Annotated in this window: 14 protein-coding genes; 9 read left to right on the forward strand and 5 right to left on the reverse strand. The window is 39.9% G+C overall.

Annotation, left to right across the window (positions count from 1 at the left end):
* Window positions 1–48: 48 nt before the first annotated feature.
* From H6G76_RS14950 to secA, 6 genes are all read left to right on the forward strand, one after another.
* On the forward strand, window positions 49–762 hold the full coding sequence (locus tag H6G76_RS14950; RefSeq protein ID WP_190701758.1) for a class I SAM-dependent methyltransferase: 714 nt from the start codon (window positions 49–51) through the stop codon (window positions 760–762).
* A gap of 304 nt (window positions 763–1,066) precedes the next feature.
* A complete protein-coding gene (locus H6G76_RS14955) occupies window positions 1,067–3,715 on the forward strand; it encodes a chloride channel protein (protein WP_190701761.1) in 2,649 nt (882 codons plus the stop codon).
* Window positions 3,716–4,006: 291 nt separating this feature from the next.
* Window positions 4,007–4,909: a DUF4351 domain-containing protein gene (locus tag H6G76_RS14960; protein WP_190701764.1), complete on the forward strand. Its 903-nt coding sequence runs from the start codon at window positions 4,007–4,009 to the stop codon at window positions 4,907–4,909.
* Window positions 4,910–5,124: 215 nt separating this feature from the next.
* The gene (locus tag H6G76_RS14965) at window positions 5,125–5,652 is read left to right on the forward strand and encodes a cytochrome C (RefSeq protein WP_190701767.1); all 528 of its coding nucleotides are present in this window, start codon (window positions 5,125–5,127) and stop codon (window positions 5,650–5,652) included.
* 11 nt (window positions 5,653–5,663) lie between these two features.
* Window positions 5,664–5,822 (forward strand): hypothetical protein, encoded by a 159-nt coding sequence (locus H6G76_RS14970; RefSeq protein WP_190701770.1) that lies wholly within the window; start codon window positions 5,664–5,666, stop codon window positions 5,820–5,822.
* A 201-nt stretch (window positions 5,823–6,023) separates the two neighbouring features.
* Window positions 6,024–8,819 carry a preprotein translocase subunit SecA gene (gene secA, locus H6G76_RS14975; protein WP_190701772.1) on the forward strand — a complete coding sequence of 932 codons (2,796 nt, stop codon included), beginning with the start codon at window positions 6,024–6,026 and terminating at the stop codon, window positions 8,817–8,819.
* 177 nt (window positions 8,820–8,996) lie between these two features.
* Here the strand turns inward: secA and crtC are convergent, their stop codons facing one another.
* The 3 genes from crtC to egtC all read right to left on the reverse strand — a co-directional run bounded on the left by crtC (window position 8,997) and on the right by egtC (window position 11,505).
* Window positions 8,997–9,878, reverse strand: a complete 882-nt coding sequence (gene crtC, locus H6G76_RS14980) for a cyanoexosortase C (RefSeq protein ID WP_190701774.1) — start codon at window positions 9,876–9,878, stop codon at window positions 8,997–8,999.
* Window positions 9,879–10,082: 204 nt separating this feature from the next.
* Window positions 10,083–10,442, reverse strand: a complete 360-nt coding sequence (locus H6G76_RS14985; RefSeq protein WP_190701777.1) for a hypothetical protein — start codon at window positions 10,440–10,442, stop codon at window positions 10,083–10,085.
* A gap of 265 nt (window positions 10,443–10,707) precedes the next feature.
* On the reverse strand, window positions 10,708–11,505 hold the full coding sequence (egtC, locus tag H6G76_RS14990; RefSeq protein WP_190701780.1) for an ergothioneine biosynthesis protein EgtC: 798 nt from the start codon (window positions 11,503–11,505) through the stop codon (window positions 10,708–10,710).
* 812 nt (window positions 11,506–12,317) lie between these two features.
* Here egtC and rpaB point away from each other — a divergent pair.
* Window positions 12,318–13,046, forward strand: a complete 729-nt coding sequence (gene rpaB, locus H6G76_RS14995) for a response regulator transcription factor RpaB (protein WP_190701783.1) — start codon at window positions 12,318–12,320, stop codon at window positions 13,044–13,046.
* A 587-nt stretch (window positions 13,047–13,633) separates the two neighbouring features.
* A complete protein-coding gene (locus H6G76_RS15000; RefSeq protein WP_190701786.1) occupies window positions 13,634–14,023 on the forward strand; it encodes a CAAD domain-containing protein in 390 nt (129 codons plus the stop codon).
* A gap of 111 nt (window positions 14,024–14,134) precedes the next feature.
* Here H6G76_RS15000 and H6G76_RS15005 read toward each other — a convergent pair whose 3' ends face one another.
* Window positions 14,135–14,290 carry a hypothetical protein gene (locus H6G76_RS15005; RefSeq protein WP_242056401.1) on the reverse strand — a complete coding sequence of 52 codons (156 nt, stop codon included), beginning with the start codon at window positions 14,288–14,290 and terminating at the stop codon, window positions 14,135–14,137.
* Window positions 14,291–14,524: 234 nt separating this feature from the next.
* Between H6G76_RS15005 and H6G76_RS15010 the strand changes: the two genes are divergently transcribed.
* Window positions 14,525–14,968, forward strand: a complete 444-nt coding sequence (locus H6G76_RS15010) for a hypothetical protein (protein WP_190701789.1) — start codon at window positions 14,525–14,527, stop codon at window positions 14,966–14,968.
* A 445-nt stretch (window positions 14,969–15,413) separates the two neighbouring features.
* Here the strand turns inward: H6G76_RS15010 and H6G76_RS15015 are convergent, their stop codons facing one another.
* Entirely contained in the window at window positions 15,414–16,538 is a 1,125-nt protein-coding gene (locus tag H6G76_RS15015) for a Gfo/Idh/MocA family protein (protein ID WP_190701792.1), read from the reverse strand.
* Window positions 16,539–16,643 lie beyond the last annotated feature (105 nt).

Consider the following 16,643-nt stretch of genomic DNA (forward strand, 5'->3'; position numbering starts at 1 on the left):
GATTGCTATAGTTTGGGTTTTTGCCACTCATTTACTTAAATACGCATTATGAATTTTGCTCACAGCACAACCGATGCTATCCAACTTGATAGGGTCATATTTATTGGCAGAACTTTATCAGAATATGTGAAATTATTTCATCTGGATTTATCGCAGTGGCAAAAATCCAAAATTTTAGATTGTCCTGCTGGTGCGGCTTCTTTCGTAGCGGAAGCTCATCAAATGGGTATTGATGCTGTAGCTTGTGACATTTTGTTCAACTTGGATGAAAGCACTTTAAGAGCAAAAGGGCAAGCAGATTTAGTTTATATGATGGAAAGGCTGGCTGATGTTACCCATAACTATAATTGGGATTTTTATCAAAATCTTGAGCAGTTAAATGAATATCGTAAAACAGCACTAGAAAGTTTTCTGACAGATTATGCAACTGGTCGTCAAGCAGGACGGTATATCCAAACTACACTGCCTCAATTACCTTTTGGCGATCGCAGTTTTGATTTAGTATTAAGCGGTCATTTTTTGTTTCTCTATGGTGACTGTTTCGATTATGCTTTTCATTGGCAAACAATTTTAGAACTATATCGTGTTTGTTCTCAAGAAGTGAGAATTTACCCTCTGCAAGGTAAAGATGCTCAACCATATCCTTTTCTAAACAACTTAATCAATGATTTAAATCATGCTGAAATTTCCGCAGAAATTGTGAATATACCTTGGGAATTTCTCAAAGGAAGTAACCAAATGCTGCGGTTATGGCGAACATAAAGGAGAGGCTAGGGACTAGTACCGCAAGGCGGAAGTCAAAAGTCAAAAGTCAAAAAGCTTTTATTTTGGGCTTCTGAAGCTTCTAAAAGAGTATCTAGATTTCCGCCGCTTTGTACTAGTATTTATTGACTGAGAACTTTCACATCAGCAATTCATCAGAAAATATCAAAACTCAGGGATAAAAAATTTTCTTCTCTAGCCCCTAACCTCTAGCTTCTAACCTCTAATCTCTAACCTAAGCGCCCCTATTTTCAAGGTATAACTGGGACAGGAATTATTAATAAATTGTGAAATTTATATTATTATGTCGCTTCCTGTTCTGAGTCAGAGCTTGCGCCGTTGGTGGCAGCCTAGAAAAGGTTTAGCGATCGCTGAAGCTTCGTTTATCGGTCTTGTTGCTGCTTTATCTGCGGTATTCTTGAAAATTGGTTCGGGATGGTTGGGGGCTTGGCGCGTTCATACTTCTCACGTTTTCCCTGCATGGTTAGCCTTACCAGTAGTTGGTTTAGTTTTTGGCTATCTGGCTGGTTGGTTAGTCCAGCGATTCGCCCCAGAAGCTTCTGGTAGTGGTATTCCCCAAGTAAAGGCGACTCTGGCCAATGTACCGATGAAATTGTCTTGGCGGGTGGCAGGGGTCAAGTTACTCAGTGCGATGATTGTCATCGGTTCCGGCTTAACTTTAGGTAGACAAGGCCCGACAGTCCAAGTTGGGGCAGGTTTAGCTGCTGGAATGAGTCGATTAGTTCCCACTTCCCCAGATCATCGGCGGCAAATGATTGCGGCGGGCGCAGGTGCAGGTTTAGCGGCTGCCTTTAATGCGCCCCTTGCTGGTGTCATATTTATTGTCGAAGAATTACTGCAAGATTTATCTGGTATAACCTTAGGAACTGCCATTATCGCTTCATTTATTGGCGGGGTAGTATCGCGGTTGTTGGGTGGCCGTAGTTTGCACCTAAATCTGCAAATGATTCAATCGTCTAGTCAGTTTTCTCTCCCAGAGATTCCCTTTTTTTTAGTCTTGGGAATTTTAGCTGGGTTATTAGGTGCCTTATTTAATCGTGGTTTAGTAGTAAGTATAAAATTTTACAATAATTTACATATTAGTTTGCCTCTAAAAGTTGCTTTGGCGGGATTTGTTTCTGGAGTTATAGTAGCGATGCTGCCAGAGTATTACCGCAATAATACTGGATTACGGGAATATATCATTACTATTGACTCTAGTGCCTCAATCGCAGCGATCGCTTTTGTGGCTCAGTTTATCCTCACATTAATAGCATTTGGTTCTGGTGCGCCGGGAGGGTTATTTGCTCCCAGCCTGATTTTAGGTTCTTGCTTAGGACACTTAGTTGGTGTATGGGAATCTCATCTATTAGGCGTAGGTTCTCTATCTACATACGCTTTAGCTGGTATGGGCGGATTTTTTAGTGCGGTTTCTAAAGTACCAATCACCGCCATTGTGATTGTGTTTGAAATGACTACAGATTTCAATCTGGTTTTACCTTTAATGATTGTGGCTGTGGTGGCTTACTTAGTTGCCGATAAGGTAATGCCTGGATCACTTTACGACAAACTTTTGCAGTTAAAAGGTATTACCCTCACCAAGACAGCCCCATCTGAAGGCATTTTAACAACGTTAACCGCCAAAGATGTCATGCAACAGCAGGTAGAAACGTTGGATACAGAGATGACTTTAGAAGAAGCCAAGCAAGCATTCTCTAGTTCCCATCACCGGGGTTTTCCGGTAGTAGAAGATAGCAAATTGGTAGGTATTATCACACAATCAGATTTAACCAAAATTCCTAACCGTCACCTACCAAACGATACTGCTTTGAAGGAAATTATGACCTCAGCCCCGGTGACGGTTACACCCATACACACTTTGAGCAATGTGCTTTATTTACTAGATCGCTATAAAATCAGCCGTTTACCAGTGGTGGAAGGGCGAAAACTGATAGGGATTATTACTCGTGCAGATATTATCCGTGCCGAAGCAGACCATCTTAATGGTGAAAATACGACTCTACGACCACGACCGGAACCGTCTTATGTAGTTTACCAAACGCGATCGCCCAGTATTGGCAGAGGCAGACTATTAGTACCGATAGCTAATCCCGAAACTGCTACTACTTTATTACAAATGGCCACCGCTATTGCTCGCGATCGCCACTATGAAATCGAGTGCGTCCAAATCATGTTGGTATCGCGTCACAGTTCCCCATGCGAAACTCAAGTCCGAACTGCTAAAAGTCGCCGCTTATTGCGACAAGCCGAAGTCATGGCGAAAAAGTGGCGTATTCCCATACATACACAAATTCGTGTTGCCCATGATGCTGCTCAAGCAATCTTAGAAACCATCCAAGAACAACATATAGACCTGATTTTAATGGGCTGGAAAGGTAACACCTCCACCCCTGGACGTATTTTTGGCAATATTGTAGATACCATAATTCGCCAAGCCACCTGTGATGTTGTGCTGGTGAAATTGGGAGAAGGAAAAATTTCTCCCCTATCCTCCTCCACTCTCGACTCCCCGCCCCCGACTCCCCAATTTAACCGTTGGCTAATACCAATGGCTGGTGGCCCTAATTCTCGATTTGCGATTAAATTGTTACCTGCATTAGTGACGTTGGGAAATAAACCAGAAATTCACTTAACGCAAATATTCAAGCCATCCGAGTTGAAACCCAATATCCAGGTTTTAGAACAAGCCATCCGTGAATTGATGCGTCGCCGTCAATTGTCTAATACTGTCTTTGTGGCTACGCCAGTCCAGGCTGATTCAGTTGCTGAGGGAGTGATTAACTTAGTCAAAAAAGAAGGCTTTGATGTCGTAGTGGTGGGTGCTACCCGTGAAGGGTTATTACAACAAGCAATTCAAGGTAATATTCCAGAAGCGATCGCTTCTGGTGTAGAGAGTACAGTAATTTTAGTACGTGGAGCAATTAATAAGTAAAGAAAAATCAAAAATTAGAATTAGCAAAATTTGATGCAATTTATCAACTTTATCTAAGATTTATATTTTATGGTTTTCTAGTTATTTCTTAAAGACTAGAGAAAGTCCTCATCGCATCAATATTGAATGGTGATGTCAAATTTTCCTAACCACATTCCGCAGGTTGGTTTTTAAATTTTGGTATTTTTCATAATTTAGATATAGCAATACTTTCAAGTATTAAACCCAGATTCTGCATTGTGCGATCGCTTTGGTAAAATAGCATCAATCCTCCTTGCTCCAGCCAACTGAATGACGCGATTCATCCATGACCAATTTTCCAAAGACTATCTAGAAGAACTACTAAAACCATACGGAACAGTTCAAGCACCAAGTCGCGTCGCTGCCGAAGTGCGAGAAATAGACGTATTATTTTCGCCAATTCCTACACAGGCAACAAATTTGGATACCTTGGGATTATTAGGAAAAATGGCCACAAACTCCGCCATATTTGAACCATTTCGTAACCCAGCAACCAAAGACGAAATTACAGATTGTCTATTAAAACTATTAGAAGTTAAAAATGCGCTGCAAAGAGAAGCCAATCGCAACAAAACTACAATTTCAGATAGAGATATTCCCCAGTTATGGGTTTTGACACCCACCGCATCAGCAACAATAATTTCCGGCTTTGGTGCAACGCTAAACTCAGATTGGGGAGAAGGCGTGTACTTTCTGCCTGAATATTTGCGAACAGCTATAGTTGTTATTCATCAGTTACCCACTACTATAGAAACACTATGGCTGAGAATATTAGGACGAGGAAAAGTTCAACAACAGGCAATTGAGCAATTAACAGCACTACCAGCTAATCAGCCATTTGTGAGAGTAACGCTAGAATTGCTTTATAACTTGCAACAAAACTTGCGAATAAATCAGAATACAGAAGCAGACGATCAGGAGTTAGTGATGAGATTAGCACCACTATATCAACAAGATAGAGAACAAGCTAGACAAGAAGGGTTAGAGCAAGGATTACAACAAGGAGAACAACAGCTAATTCTGCGCCAGTTAAATCGACGACTGGGAGAAATAGATTCATATTTAATTGAGCAAGTAAAAAAATTGTCTATTGAACAGTTAGAAGTACTAGGGGAAGCACTGCTAGATTTTGCTACAGTCACAGATTTAGAAGTTTGGTTAAGTCAACAATAAGACGCAAAAAAACAGTAAATAGCTAAATTTGATGAATTTAATTCCTAGATGTACGATCGCCTCAATAAAATAACTCACTATCCAATCAGCAATTTAAGATAAAATTTCCAAGCGATCGCCCAGGTTGAAAAATTCAAATACTTAGACACAATCTGCAACATCACCAATGCTGCGTAAGTCTTATGATTAGCTCTAAGTATCTGGGAATCTGAGGAATGTCAAATATTGTTAAACGCAAATCCCGTCAACTCAAACGCAAACCTTTTGGTTTTATATTAATCATTTTGGCTTGGAGTCTGGTGATGGGTTGGCTATTTGCTTGGGCCACCAGCGTCTACAGTGCAACCCCTACCTCAGAAGTCGGGACAGTTGATGTAGTACCTGCTCAATATCAGCTAGGACAAGACTTATACATAGAAAATTGTGCGACTTGTCACATTGCCATTCCGCCAGCAGTTTTACCTACCCAAACCTGGAAAAATCTTCTGGAAGACTCGCAGCACTATGGCGTTCAACTTAAGCCTTTAGTTGATCCACCCCGTATTCTTGTATGGCGGTATCTTTCTACTTTCTCTCGCACTCACCTCAAAGACGAAGAAACACCCTATCGCGTCAATAAATCTCGTTTCTTCAACGCCTTACATCCTAAAGTCAAATTACAGCGTCCGGTGCAAATTGATAGCTGTGTTAGCTGTCATCCTAGCGCAGAGGAATTTAATTTTCGTCGCCTTGCTTCAGAATAAGCATTTATGCAGTGAGCCGAAAAATCAAGGGTTTGGGCAAGGATGTAGGGGTTCAAGGGAGAACGAAGGTACTTTCTCCCCTGCCCCTCTGCTCAACTCAACAGAACCGTATTGGGGCGATCGCTACTTGGCTTGGTCGGCGTTCTCTGCGCCAGATGGGGGCAAAATGATACTATTAATAGAGTTTCGATATTAAACGTAAAATAAAAGCAAATCTTTTAGTAGACTTACTTGAGCTACGTTTTCTCGTTTCTTGAGTCAATTCTCATTTCCTACTCATCTGCCAATAAAATGGCTGGATTAGGTTAAATTCTTATAATCAATCCCAAAGCTTTAATTCCCATCCCCCTTGATTTAGTTCCATAACCGCCATGTTAAAACTCTTGTTGGGCGATCCCAACGCTCGGAAGCTAAAAAAATACCAACCTTACATCACGGAAATTAACCTCTTAGAGGAAGACATTAAAGCTCTTTCTGATGAGGATTTAAAAGGTAAAACTGGAGAGTTCAAACAGCGTCTTGCTAAAGGCGAAAGCCTAGATGACATTCTGCCAGAAGCCTTTGCCGTGGTCAGAGAAGCAGGAAGGCGAGTCTTAGGTTTGCGCCACTTTGATGTCCAGCTGTTAGGCGGTATCATCCTGCACAGTGGACAAATTGCGGAAATGAAAACTGGGGAAGGTAAAACCCTGGTAGCAACTTTGCCAAGTTATTTAAATGCTCTCACAGGTAAAGGTGTTCACGTCGTTACTGTCAACGATTACTTAGCTCGCCGGGACGCGGAGTGGATGGGACAGGTGCATCGCTTCTTAGGGCTGAGTGTGGGACTAATTCAGGCGAGCATGACTCCCAGTGAACGCCAAAAGAATTACGAATGTGACATCACCTACGTTACTAATAGTGAAGTAGGCTTTGACTACCTGCGCGACAACATGGCTACGTCAATGGCTGATGTAGTGCAACGCACGTTTAATTATTGTGTCATCGACGAAGTAGATTCGATTTTAATTGATGAAGCGCGGACACCACTGATTATTTCCGGTCAAGTAGAAAGACCTACAGAAAAATATCTCCAAGCTGCGGAAATCGCCCTCACCTTGAAAAAAGATGAGCATTACGATGTAGATGAAAAAGCTCGTAACGTTTTATTGACAGATGAAGGTTTTGCCGAAGCAGAAGAGCTTTTAGGTGTTACAGATTTATTCGACCCAGAAGATCCTTGGGCGCACTTTGTATTTAATGCGATTAAAGCTAAAGAACTGTTCTTGAAGGATGTTAACTATATCGTCCGTAATGGCGAGGTAGTAATCGTAGATGAATTTACTGGGCGGGTGCTACCGGGGCGGCGGTGGAGTGATGGTCTACACCAAGCCATTGAAGCCAAAGAACACGTAGAAATTCAACCGGAAACCCAAACTCTAGCAACAATTACTTACCAAAACTTGTTCTTGCTGTATCCCAAACTCGGCGGAATGACAGGAACGGCAAAGACAGAAGAAGCTGAGTTTGAAAAAATTTACAAACTAGAAGTAAGTGTAATTCCTACCAACAGAATCAGAAGACGACAAGATTTGTCGGATATGGTTTTCAAAACAGAAGCGGGTAAATGGATCGCGATCGCCAGAGAATGTGCCGAAATGCACGAACTCGGCAGACCTGTGTTAGTAGGAACCACTAGTGTCGAAAAATCAGAATATCTCAGCCAACTGCTGAAACAAGCAGGCATTCCCCATGAGTTGTTAAACGCTCGACCAGAAAACGTCGAACGGGAAGCAGAAATTGTGGCTCAGGCAGGTCGCCGAGGTGCTGTAACTATCGCTACTAACATGGCTGGTAGAGGTACAGACATCATCCTGGGTGGTAACTCCGAATACATGGCGCGTCTGAAGTTGCGTGAATATTTCATGCCGCGCATCGTCCAACCAGAAGACGAAGATGTGTTTGGTGTGCAAAGGGCAAGCGGTAGTATGCCTACAGGACATGGTGGCGGCCAAGGTTTTACACCTGGGAAAAAAGTGAAAACTTGGAAAGCTTCGCCAGAAATTTTCCCCACCCAACTGTCAAAAGAAACAGAAAAACTGTTAAAAGAAGCAGTAGAATTTGCAGTGCGGGAATACGGAGAGCGCAGTTTACCAGAACTAGAAGCCGAAGATAAGGTTGCGGTAGCTGCGGAAAAAGCCCCCACCACAGACCCGGTAATTCAGAGATTGCGGGAAGCTTACAATCGTGTCAAGCACGAATATGAAGAATTCACCAGCAACGAACATAATAACGTTGTCGAAATCGGTGGTTTGCACGTAATTGGTACAGAACGCCACGAATCACGGCGGATTGATAACCAGTTGCGGGGACGCGCCGGCAGACAAGGCGACCCTGGTTCGACAAGATTCTTCCTCAGCTTAGAAGATAACTTGCTGCGGATCTTTGGTGGCGATCGCGTCGCTGGGTTAATGAATGCCTTCCAAGTCGAAGAAGATATGCCCATCGAGTCGGGAATGCTTACCCGCAGCTTAGAAGGCGCACAGAAAAAAGTCGAAACCTACTACTACGACATCCGGAAACAGGTGTTTGAGTACGACGAGGTAATGAACAACCAACGTCGCGCCATCTACGCCGAACGTCGTCGGGTGTTAGAAGGTCAAGACTTGAAAGAACAAGTAATCAAATACGCAGAAAAAACGATGGACGACATCGTTGACTATTACATCAACCCAGATTTACCCTCAGAAGAATGGGATTTAGAAAAGCTGGTTGATAAAGTCAAAGAATTTGTCTACTTGCTATCAGATATGCAGGCAAGTCAGCTAGAGGATATGTCTGTCACCGAGATTAAGGCATTCCTACACGAGCAGGTGAGAATTGCCTACGACCTAAAAGAAGCACAAATTGACCAAGTTCAACCCGGACTGATGCGCCAAGCGGAACGCTTCTTCATATTGCAGCGCATTGATACCCTGTGGCGAGAACACCTGCAACAGATGGATGCTTTGCGTGAGTCTGTAGGCTTGCGTGGTTATGGTCAAAAAGACCCGTTGATTGAATACAAGAGTGAAGGTTACGAACTCTTCTTGGATATGATGGTCAACATCCGCCGAGATGTAGTTTACTCCTTGTTCATGTTCCAGCCACAGCCGCAGCCAGTGGTGCAAACCTCATCTGAGATGGTGTAAATAATTAAATATCTCACGCAGAGGAGGCAGCGCGTTGCGGGGGTTCCCACGCCACTTGCTTCAAGTCGGCAAAGCCGCCCAACGCAGTGGCTCCCCGTTATAGCGACTGCCGTCACGCAGAGGCGCAGAGAATTTTATGAGTGCCTTTGCGTCTTTTGTTAATGGCGATCGCCCTATTTATTGCAGCTTAGATTTGTGATCAAAATCTAGTAGCTGCATTTTAATAAGTAGGTAATAGAATACTGTAAACATGGCTGCGGAAAAGATTTGCCCTCCTAAACCGTCATGCCAAAAATTAAATGTTTCTTCATCCCAATAAGCTACAGAGATTGTCAATAGTGCAATGCGCGCCGTGTTGAAAGTACAAGCTAGAATGCATCCTAAAAAACTGATTTTTAATATCTGAAAGCCCTTGAGTCTGTAAGCAATGCCTATTAACAGACTAGTTATAACCATCAAAACTATCAACTCAAATCCGTTACAACCCCATCCTATTTCCACACTACCTGTGGGTAATTTCACCAATGTTCCATCTACACTGCTTGGATAACCGATGACCTGAAGTACTAAATTAGCACTCCAAGCTTGGATGTAATCCATTGTTCTTTCAGGAGTCAAGGCTTCCCATATATATGCTGGTAAAAAGAAAATACCAGGATAGATACTTAAAACCATCAAGACAATTAGACGTAAATAGTATTTAAAGAACTTCAGCCCCCAAGTGCTAAAGAAAATACCTACTAAAATTACTAACCAAACTAATGCTTGAGACCAACCTTTGTTAAGACTGAAAGGGAAAAGACCAACTCCAAATAAAATCAAACTATGGCCAAGCCTTCGTTGCATAGTTGCAGGATTTAAGTTTGCCAGTTGATTTTTCTGCTGCCATAACTCTTGTAATCCCAAATAAGCCGCAGTAACTGTTAACAATGGAAATGAACTACCACTAATTAAGAACTGTATTAAAGTCTTTAACCAAAAAATTAAGTAATAGTAGGCACCTACAAGCAAACCAGCAAAAACAATTTGATTGTGTTTTTTGGCTAAATATATTTGCACGATTTTTTTGATTGTACAACCATAATTTTTAGATTTATTCAAATGAATTAAAATCTCCTCCTGATAAAAAAATTAGCAAATACTTTAAAATCAGTACTTGCTTAAGATGAGTTATCTAAATGTTTATGAATAATGTAAATATATGACAGCGAGAACGTAATATGTGTTTCACTTCTGACCTTCGAGCAGTAATGAAATAATTTTTTACATATCCACTTGCTTCTTATCTTGGCGATGTTTTCTGATTAAGCCTGCACCAAAAGCCACTAATCCTGGTATTAAGACAGGCACAGGAACTTCTTTATGTTTATATCCTTGTTTTGTTGTAGTTATTAGTTTTGAGTTATTTGATCTACTTAAAGAATTTGAATTTCTAATCCACATAGGTAAGGGGATAAATCCCAAAACCCATTTAATTTCTAAAGACGTTGAGGTTTTGGAATTCACCTGTTTGGTTTGAGTTGGTCTGTGTTGTGCCTGTGCATAATCTTGGGGAAAAAATATCATACTAGTAGCAATAGATGTAGTGACCGCTATGCTTGCACATACGGTTTTAAATTTCATAAATGATTCTCCTGATAAACTTTTATTAGACTAAATATTTGACTTGTTGAGTGAAAATATTCTCTGAAAAATGATTAATTTTTCATCTATCTAAAGATTGATTATATACAGTATATTACTAATTTTTTGGATATATTTTTGTTTGACTTAACAAAAACTTTGAATAATGATTTAATTAACTGCTAAATAACAGCATATTTAGCAGTTATTCACAAATATTGTGCAAACTTTATTTTATGAGCGATCGCACTAGTAGCTCATAAAATTAAGCCAAGTTTTCTAAATGGCTAACAATTGGAACTAATGAATCTGCTTGTACAAATAGAGAACTTTGCTCAGGAAAAGCTATCCAATTTTGGTTGAATAAAGGTTCAGAAGCCACAATAACTTGGTTTGATTGGTTCACAGGATTGGAATACCAATAAAGAGTAGGTGCTGGCATATCATAGGCATAACGAACTGCTGCAACTGCTTGACCATCACTAACAATTATGTTGGCACTAAAGCTGGTGTCGTATTTTTGAGCCAAGTCAGTCAATCGTTGTAGCGTAGCACGTAGGGCTGACAAAAGTGTGTTATCCGGAGACGACTGCCAAATTTCTACTAACAAGGCGAAGATATGTTCCGAGTCTGTCATACCTTTAATCAGATGGTATGTCGAATCAGAAAGGCTATCACGTATAGGCCTGTAGAGTGTTTGTTTAAAGTTAGATATCTCGCCATTATGGACAAACAACAGCTTTCCACTGCGGAATGGTTGGCAGTTACTAATATCAAGCGACTCGCCTATCCCTGTTAGTCGGGCATAACCTACAGTACAAGCAGATTGTACGTATTGACTCAACTCTTCTAGATTCGGATCATTCCATAGTGGGATAGTATTGCGGTAAATAAATGGTTTACCTGTTTCATCGTACCAACCTACACCAACTCCATCTGCACATATTGCTCCAGACTTTAATTCCAAAGCGTTAAAACTTTGATTGTAAAGAGAATGCTCTTGTTGATATAACAACTCATCTAATCTGATGCTGTTACCAAGATAGCCAATTAATCTACACATACAAAATTGAGCTAATCTAAAATTTCTAATTTTTAGCTACAAATTTCCATAAAAATCGAATTTTGGAGCCTAACTTATTATAAGTTAACACTATTTTATAAGCTTAAGTTATGACTAAAGTCATGGTTATATTTGTGACTTTAGCCGGAAGTTTTTTATAAAAAACAGCTTTACTAATATAGTAGTAAGCAATTAAAACAGCTAAAAGCTAGTGCTACTAAATATGGGAGTTTAGTAGGTAATTAGTAATCTAGGGAAAGCCACGGTTTTCCCTATTTTTATATCCATTTTAGGACTTACGCACGGAAGCTTAAAATTTAGAGTATCCATAGGCCCATCCCCGCGGGCAAATAAAAAGGCAGCAATCTCTCCAGCCAAGTAACTTGCTACAACTAGCTTAATCAGTACAAAAACAAGGCTGCCACTGTTTAAAGAGTTTTGGTAGTCTAAGTAAAATCCTAATTATCAGTAAACTAAATCGTGAAAATAAGCATTCAAAAGTTCGGTTTTCTACACTGACAAACGCGCACATTTAATTTTAAATAACATACACACCATTACTCGTTTTTTGTGTGAAAATCTAAGTTTAGTCAGTTATTGGCGAATTAACATCTACCTATTACTAGTAATTGAGTATAATATAAAAAGACAGTATAAAAATCATCCTAAAAGGATGAATCCTCAAAAGTTAGTAGATAACCCTAATCCTAATAATCACATCTTCAAAATTAGGATAAAAATATAGGTTTTCTTGGCTTTGAGAGCGATAGTAGTAGGTAAAAAGTTTTCGTCATAAAGGAACGTTGACTAAGTTGGAAACTAATAAAGAAAAAATATTAGTGGTAGATGACGAAGCTAGTATTCGTCGGATATTAAAAACCCGCCTATCGATGATTGGCTATGATGTAGTCTCAGCCAGTAACGGAGAAGAGGCTTTAGAAATTTTTCGCTCTTGTGATCCTGACTTAGTAGTGTTAGACGTAATGATGCCAAGGTTGGATGGCTACGAAGTATGTCAAGAGTTACGTAAGCAATCAGATGTCCCAATTATTATGCTAACAGCCTTGGGCGATATATCAGATCGCATCACTGGGCTGGAAATGGGTGCTGATGACTATATGGTGAAACCATTCTCGCCCAGAGAACTAGAATCTCGAATTGCCAGAGTGCTACAACGGCTAAAAAAAACTAGAACAAATACGGTTTCTATTCCTGGAGTAATGCATATTGGCAAAATTATCATTGATACGAACAAGCGACAAGTCTATAAAGATAATGAGCGCATTCGGTTGACTGGTGTAGAATTTAGCTTGCTAGAGTGGTTAGTTAACCATGCTGGAGAAGTTTTTTCTCGGAGTGAAATTTTGCAGCAAGTGTGGGGTTATACCTCAGAAGACCATGTAGATACCCGTGTGGTAGATGTGCATATCTATCGCTTACGAAGCAAGTTAGAAGACGACCCCAACAACCCAAAATTACTTGTGACAGCAAGAGGTTGTGGCTACCTTTTTCAACCAAGTATTTTACCCAAGGAAAAGTAAGTTATAAAAGCTTTGGTAATTTTATAATGTTAAAGACTTCATTATACCTTACTAAATAAATATAGTGTTAAATAATTCCTTAGATATAGCTCATGCTGGCTACAAATCATCATTTCTCAATCCTAATCTTCCTATAGACTTTGAATAATATAAGCTTTTAAGCAGAGGTTAGCATTTAAAGCATCTGATAAATTAAAACTATAGAATTTTTGATTAAGGCTTTCCTGAAAAAGGAGGTTTATATGTTACCTGCTGTAATTTTTTTTGCTAGTTACGCTTTGATATCTACATTGTTTATTTCTAATATTGAATAGTTGTCCAATACATTTCCAAAATTTTACATATTATCAGGAGTTACTTATCGATAAGTAGATCAACAATAGTAAGTTCTTCCATCTCAACTGCTCAAGTTTTCTAATCGTCATTCTATCCTTCTCTTTCTTTCCTACCCTAGTTGGTTTAGCTGGGGTTTTTTCTTGCGAATACGAGTTTGAAATAGTTTTATACCAATTGGCCGATGAATAATCAGCCAAAAAATGCAGAAATAGTATTGTCGCCTCTACATTAAATTATTGCTGTAGAAAATTATGGAAACTCAAATTCAACAAAAAGAATACGCTGAACCTAGCTTGGCTAAAAACATAGTGACAATTCAAGATTCAGAGCCAGGAAGTTTAGCCAAACTAACAAATACTGAGATATCGAATAATCAAGGCGCAGATTTTGGCAGAAATATTTCTGATGTTTTGCAGCAATTACCCCAAAATATAGTTGAATTTACTTATGAATATAAGCTGCCAGTTGTGAGCTTTGCTTTTATTGTATTAATGAATATTGGGCTGAGATTGGTGTTAGCTGTATTATATGGTGTAAGACAAATTCCTTTCGCTCCTACATTTTTTGAGCTTATTGGAATTGGTTATACAACTTGGTTTGTTTCCCGTAATTTTTTCGCAGAGCATGATGGGCGTTCTTAATGGAATTGCTAAATTGGAATATTTTTTTTAATTTAGCCTCTTTAAATTAGGTCTGACAGTATGAGATGCTGCCAGATACGTTAACGCAGCAATCTGCGAATATGTTTGCTACTATTGTATAGAAACTGACATCTCCTGCTGAATCTTGCTCTTAGTAGCTTTGAAGTCAGTAGACATTTGCTCTTTTTGAATGTCGCTGCAATTTCTATCGATCGCAGCAAACATAGTGCTTTCTTCTTGACGGATGTGATCGCCAAGTATATCCATTAATTGTTCAATTTTTGATCTGAATTCGTCAAAATTATTTTTCTATATTCAAAAATTATAAACTTTTATTAATTTAGCAGCGTTTAATACGCATACAAAAAATCATGCAGTATAACTTATCAGGGCTAAAAACAATTTAGCAGCAAAAATTACATGATTTTTTAACAAAATTTTTGCTGTTTCTAACTTAGATTTTTATGCCTCCTACTTTCAATATATTTAGGAGATTTAAAAATGCAACGTATTTTTAAACAAACTGCTATGCTTACATTTACTGCTACGCTTTCAGTAATACTTACAGGCTGCGGTGAAAGTAAAGTTGCTCAATGTAATAAAATGATAAAAGTTGCAAATCAAGCAGTAACGCTAAGTCAAGCATTCAGTAAAAATCCCCAGCCTCAGAAAGGGTCGAAAGCATTAACAGAAGTGGCTAGTAAAATAGACCCAATTACTAACGAAATGAAAGCATTAGAAATCAAAGATGAGAAATTGCAAAGTTTTCAATCACGCTTTGTTAAACTCTACGAAGATACTACAAAGGGGTTAAGGGATACAGCAGCCGCTATTGATAAAAAAAATCTAAAAGCCGCAAATGCCTCTTTATTAACTCTGAAAAAGAGCAGTAGCGAGGAAAGTGCAATAGTCAGTGATATTAATAAATATTGTTCTGGCAAATAAATCTTAGTGTTTTGTTGATAGAGCAATCATATTTGATTTACAAACTGCTTATGTGGGCAGTTAATAGGGAATAGGCAATAGGCTATAGATTTGTTTGAATCTCCTACACGGACTGCCAAGGTGTAAGACCGTCTAAAGGCACTGCTTTTAGAGGCGATGTTGGATGAAGGAAGAATCTCCCCGCCCATTACGGCGGGGAATTGTCAACGAACTCACCTTAACCTAGATGCAGAGATGGTAAGCTAATGCGCCTACAAGTTGCACAATTTAAATTGTGGGGAAAAACTTCAAATCCTCTCCTCTGCTCACGGCAGTCGCTACAACGGGGAGGCACTGCCGACTTGAAGTATGTGGCGTGGGAACCCCCGCAACACGCTGCCTCCCCTGCTCCCCTGCCCCTCTGCGGTCTAAACTGCTTATGTGTGTAACAGCTTATGAGGCTGCTTTAAGAATTGCCGGAAGGTGCAGTAGCATGGATTAGCTCTGGCTTCTCTTCGTTGGCTGGACGTTCAATAGTTTGCTCTGATGTAGCACGTTGAGAGCGTTCGAGAGTTTGCACTTGCACAGGTTGACCTGTTTCAATGGATTGGTAGATCGCTTGAATGATGCGAACATCGTTCAATCCTTCTGTTCCAGATGGTTCGGGGTCTTTATTTTGCAGAATGCAATCGGAGAAATATGTGAATTCGGCGGCTAGCTGGTCGTGTTTTTCAAAAGTACGCTCTTGGGTTTCACCATCAATGGTGAGGTAGTGCTTGATATCTCCATGCCATGTATAGGCAGGTTCTAGCCGTAAATCGCCTTTAGTTCCCACGACTTGGTAAGTAGAAACTTTTGCTCCTCCAAAGCTACAGGTGAATGTTGCGAGGCGTTCATTGGGAAAGCGCATGGTAACGGTAGCCATTTCTTCTACTTCGCTGAAGCGTTGTTCTCCTTTGCTGGCAGCTACAGCAAATACTTCGGTTGGTTCATCTTGGAATAAATAGCGTACTGCATTAAGGCAGTAAATACCGATGTCGTAGACTGCTCCACCACCTGTAACATCTCGTAAACGAATATTACCTTCGTCTACTACTTGTTGAGAGAACACAGAGTTGAAAAGACGCGCTTCACCGATTTGCTGCGATCGCACAATTTCTACAGCTTGCAAGTTGGCTGGTTCTAAGTGCAAGCGATAAGCAATCATTAGTTTGACATTATTATCTTTTGTCGCCTTAATCATGGACTCGCACTCTTTATCTGTGACGGCCATTGGCTTTTCGCACAGCACATGGATAGCCTGATTAGCTGCTCGTACAGTGTACTCACAGTGTAGGTGATTGGGTAATGCAATATAAACAGCATCAATCTCACCACTGGTCAGACAGTCTTCATATTCGTCATAAGAATAAGTATGTTGAATACCATACTTTTTGCTAAGTTCTTCGAGTTTTGCAGGATCGTCAGAAACTAAAGCAACTAATTCAGAATTTTCAGTATTAGCAAATGCAGGTAAGGCGGCTTCTTGAGCAAACCAACCTAAACCAACTACTGCATAACGAATTTTATTTTTTTCGTTTGTAGCTGTCATTTTTAAGCCTCTTAATGAAGAATTTTTTCAAAAATTACTCTTTTAAGGTGATGGACTTTCTTCAGTATTCCATCCTGCTGATGAGAGAGAGGTGAATCCTGCTTA

Source organism: Nostoc sp. FACHB-152, from assembly GCF_014697475.1.
GTDB lineage: Bacteria > Cyanobacteriota > Cyanobacteriia > Cyanobacteriales > Nostocaceae > Nostoc_B.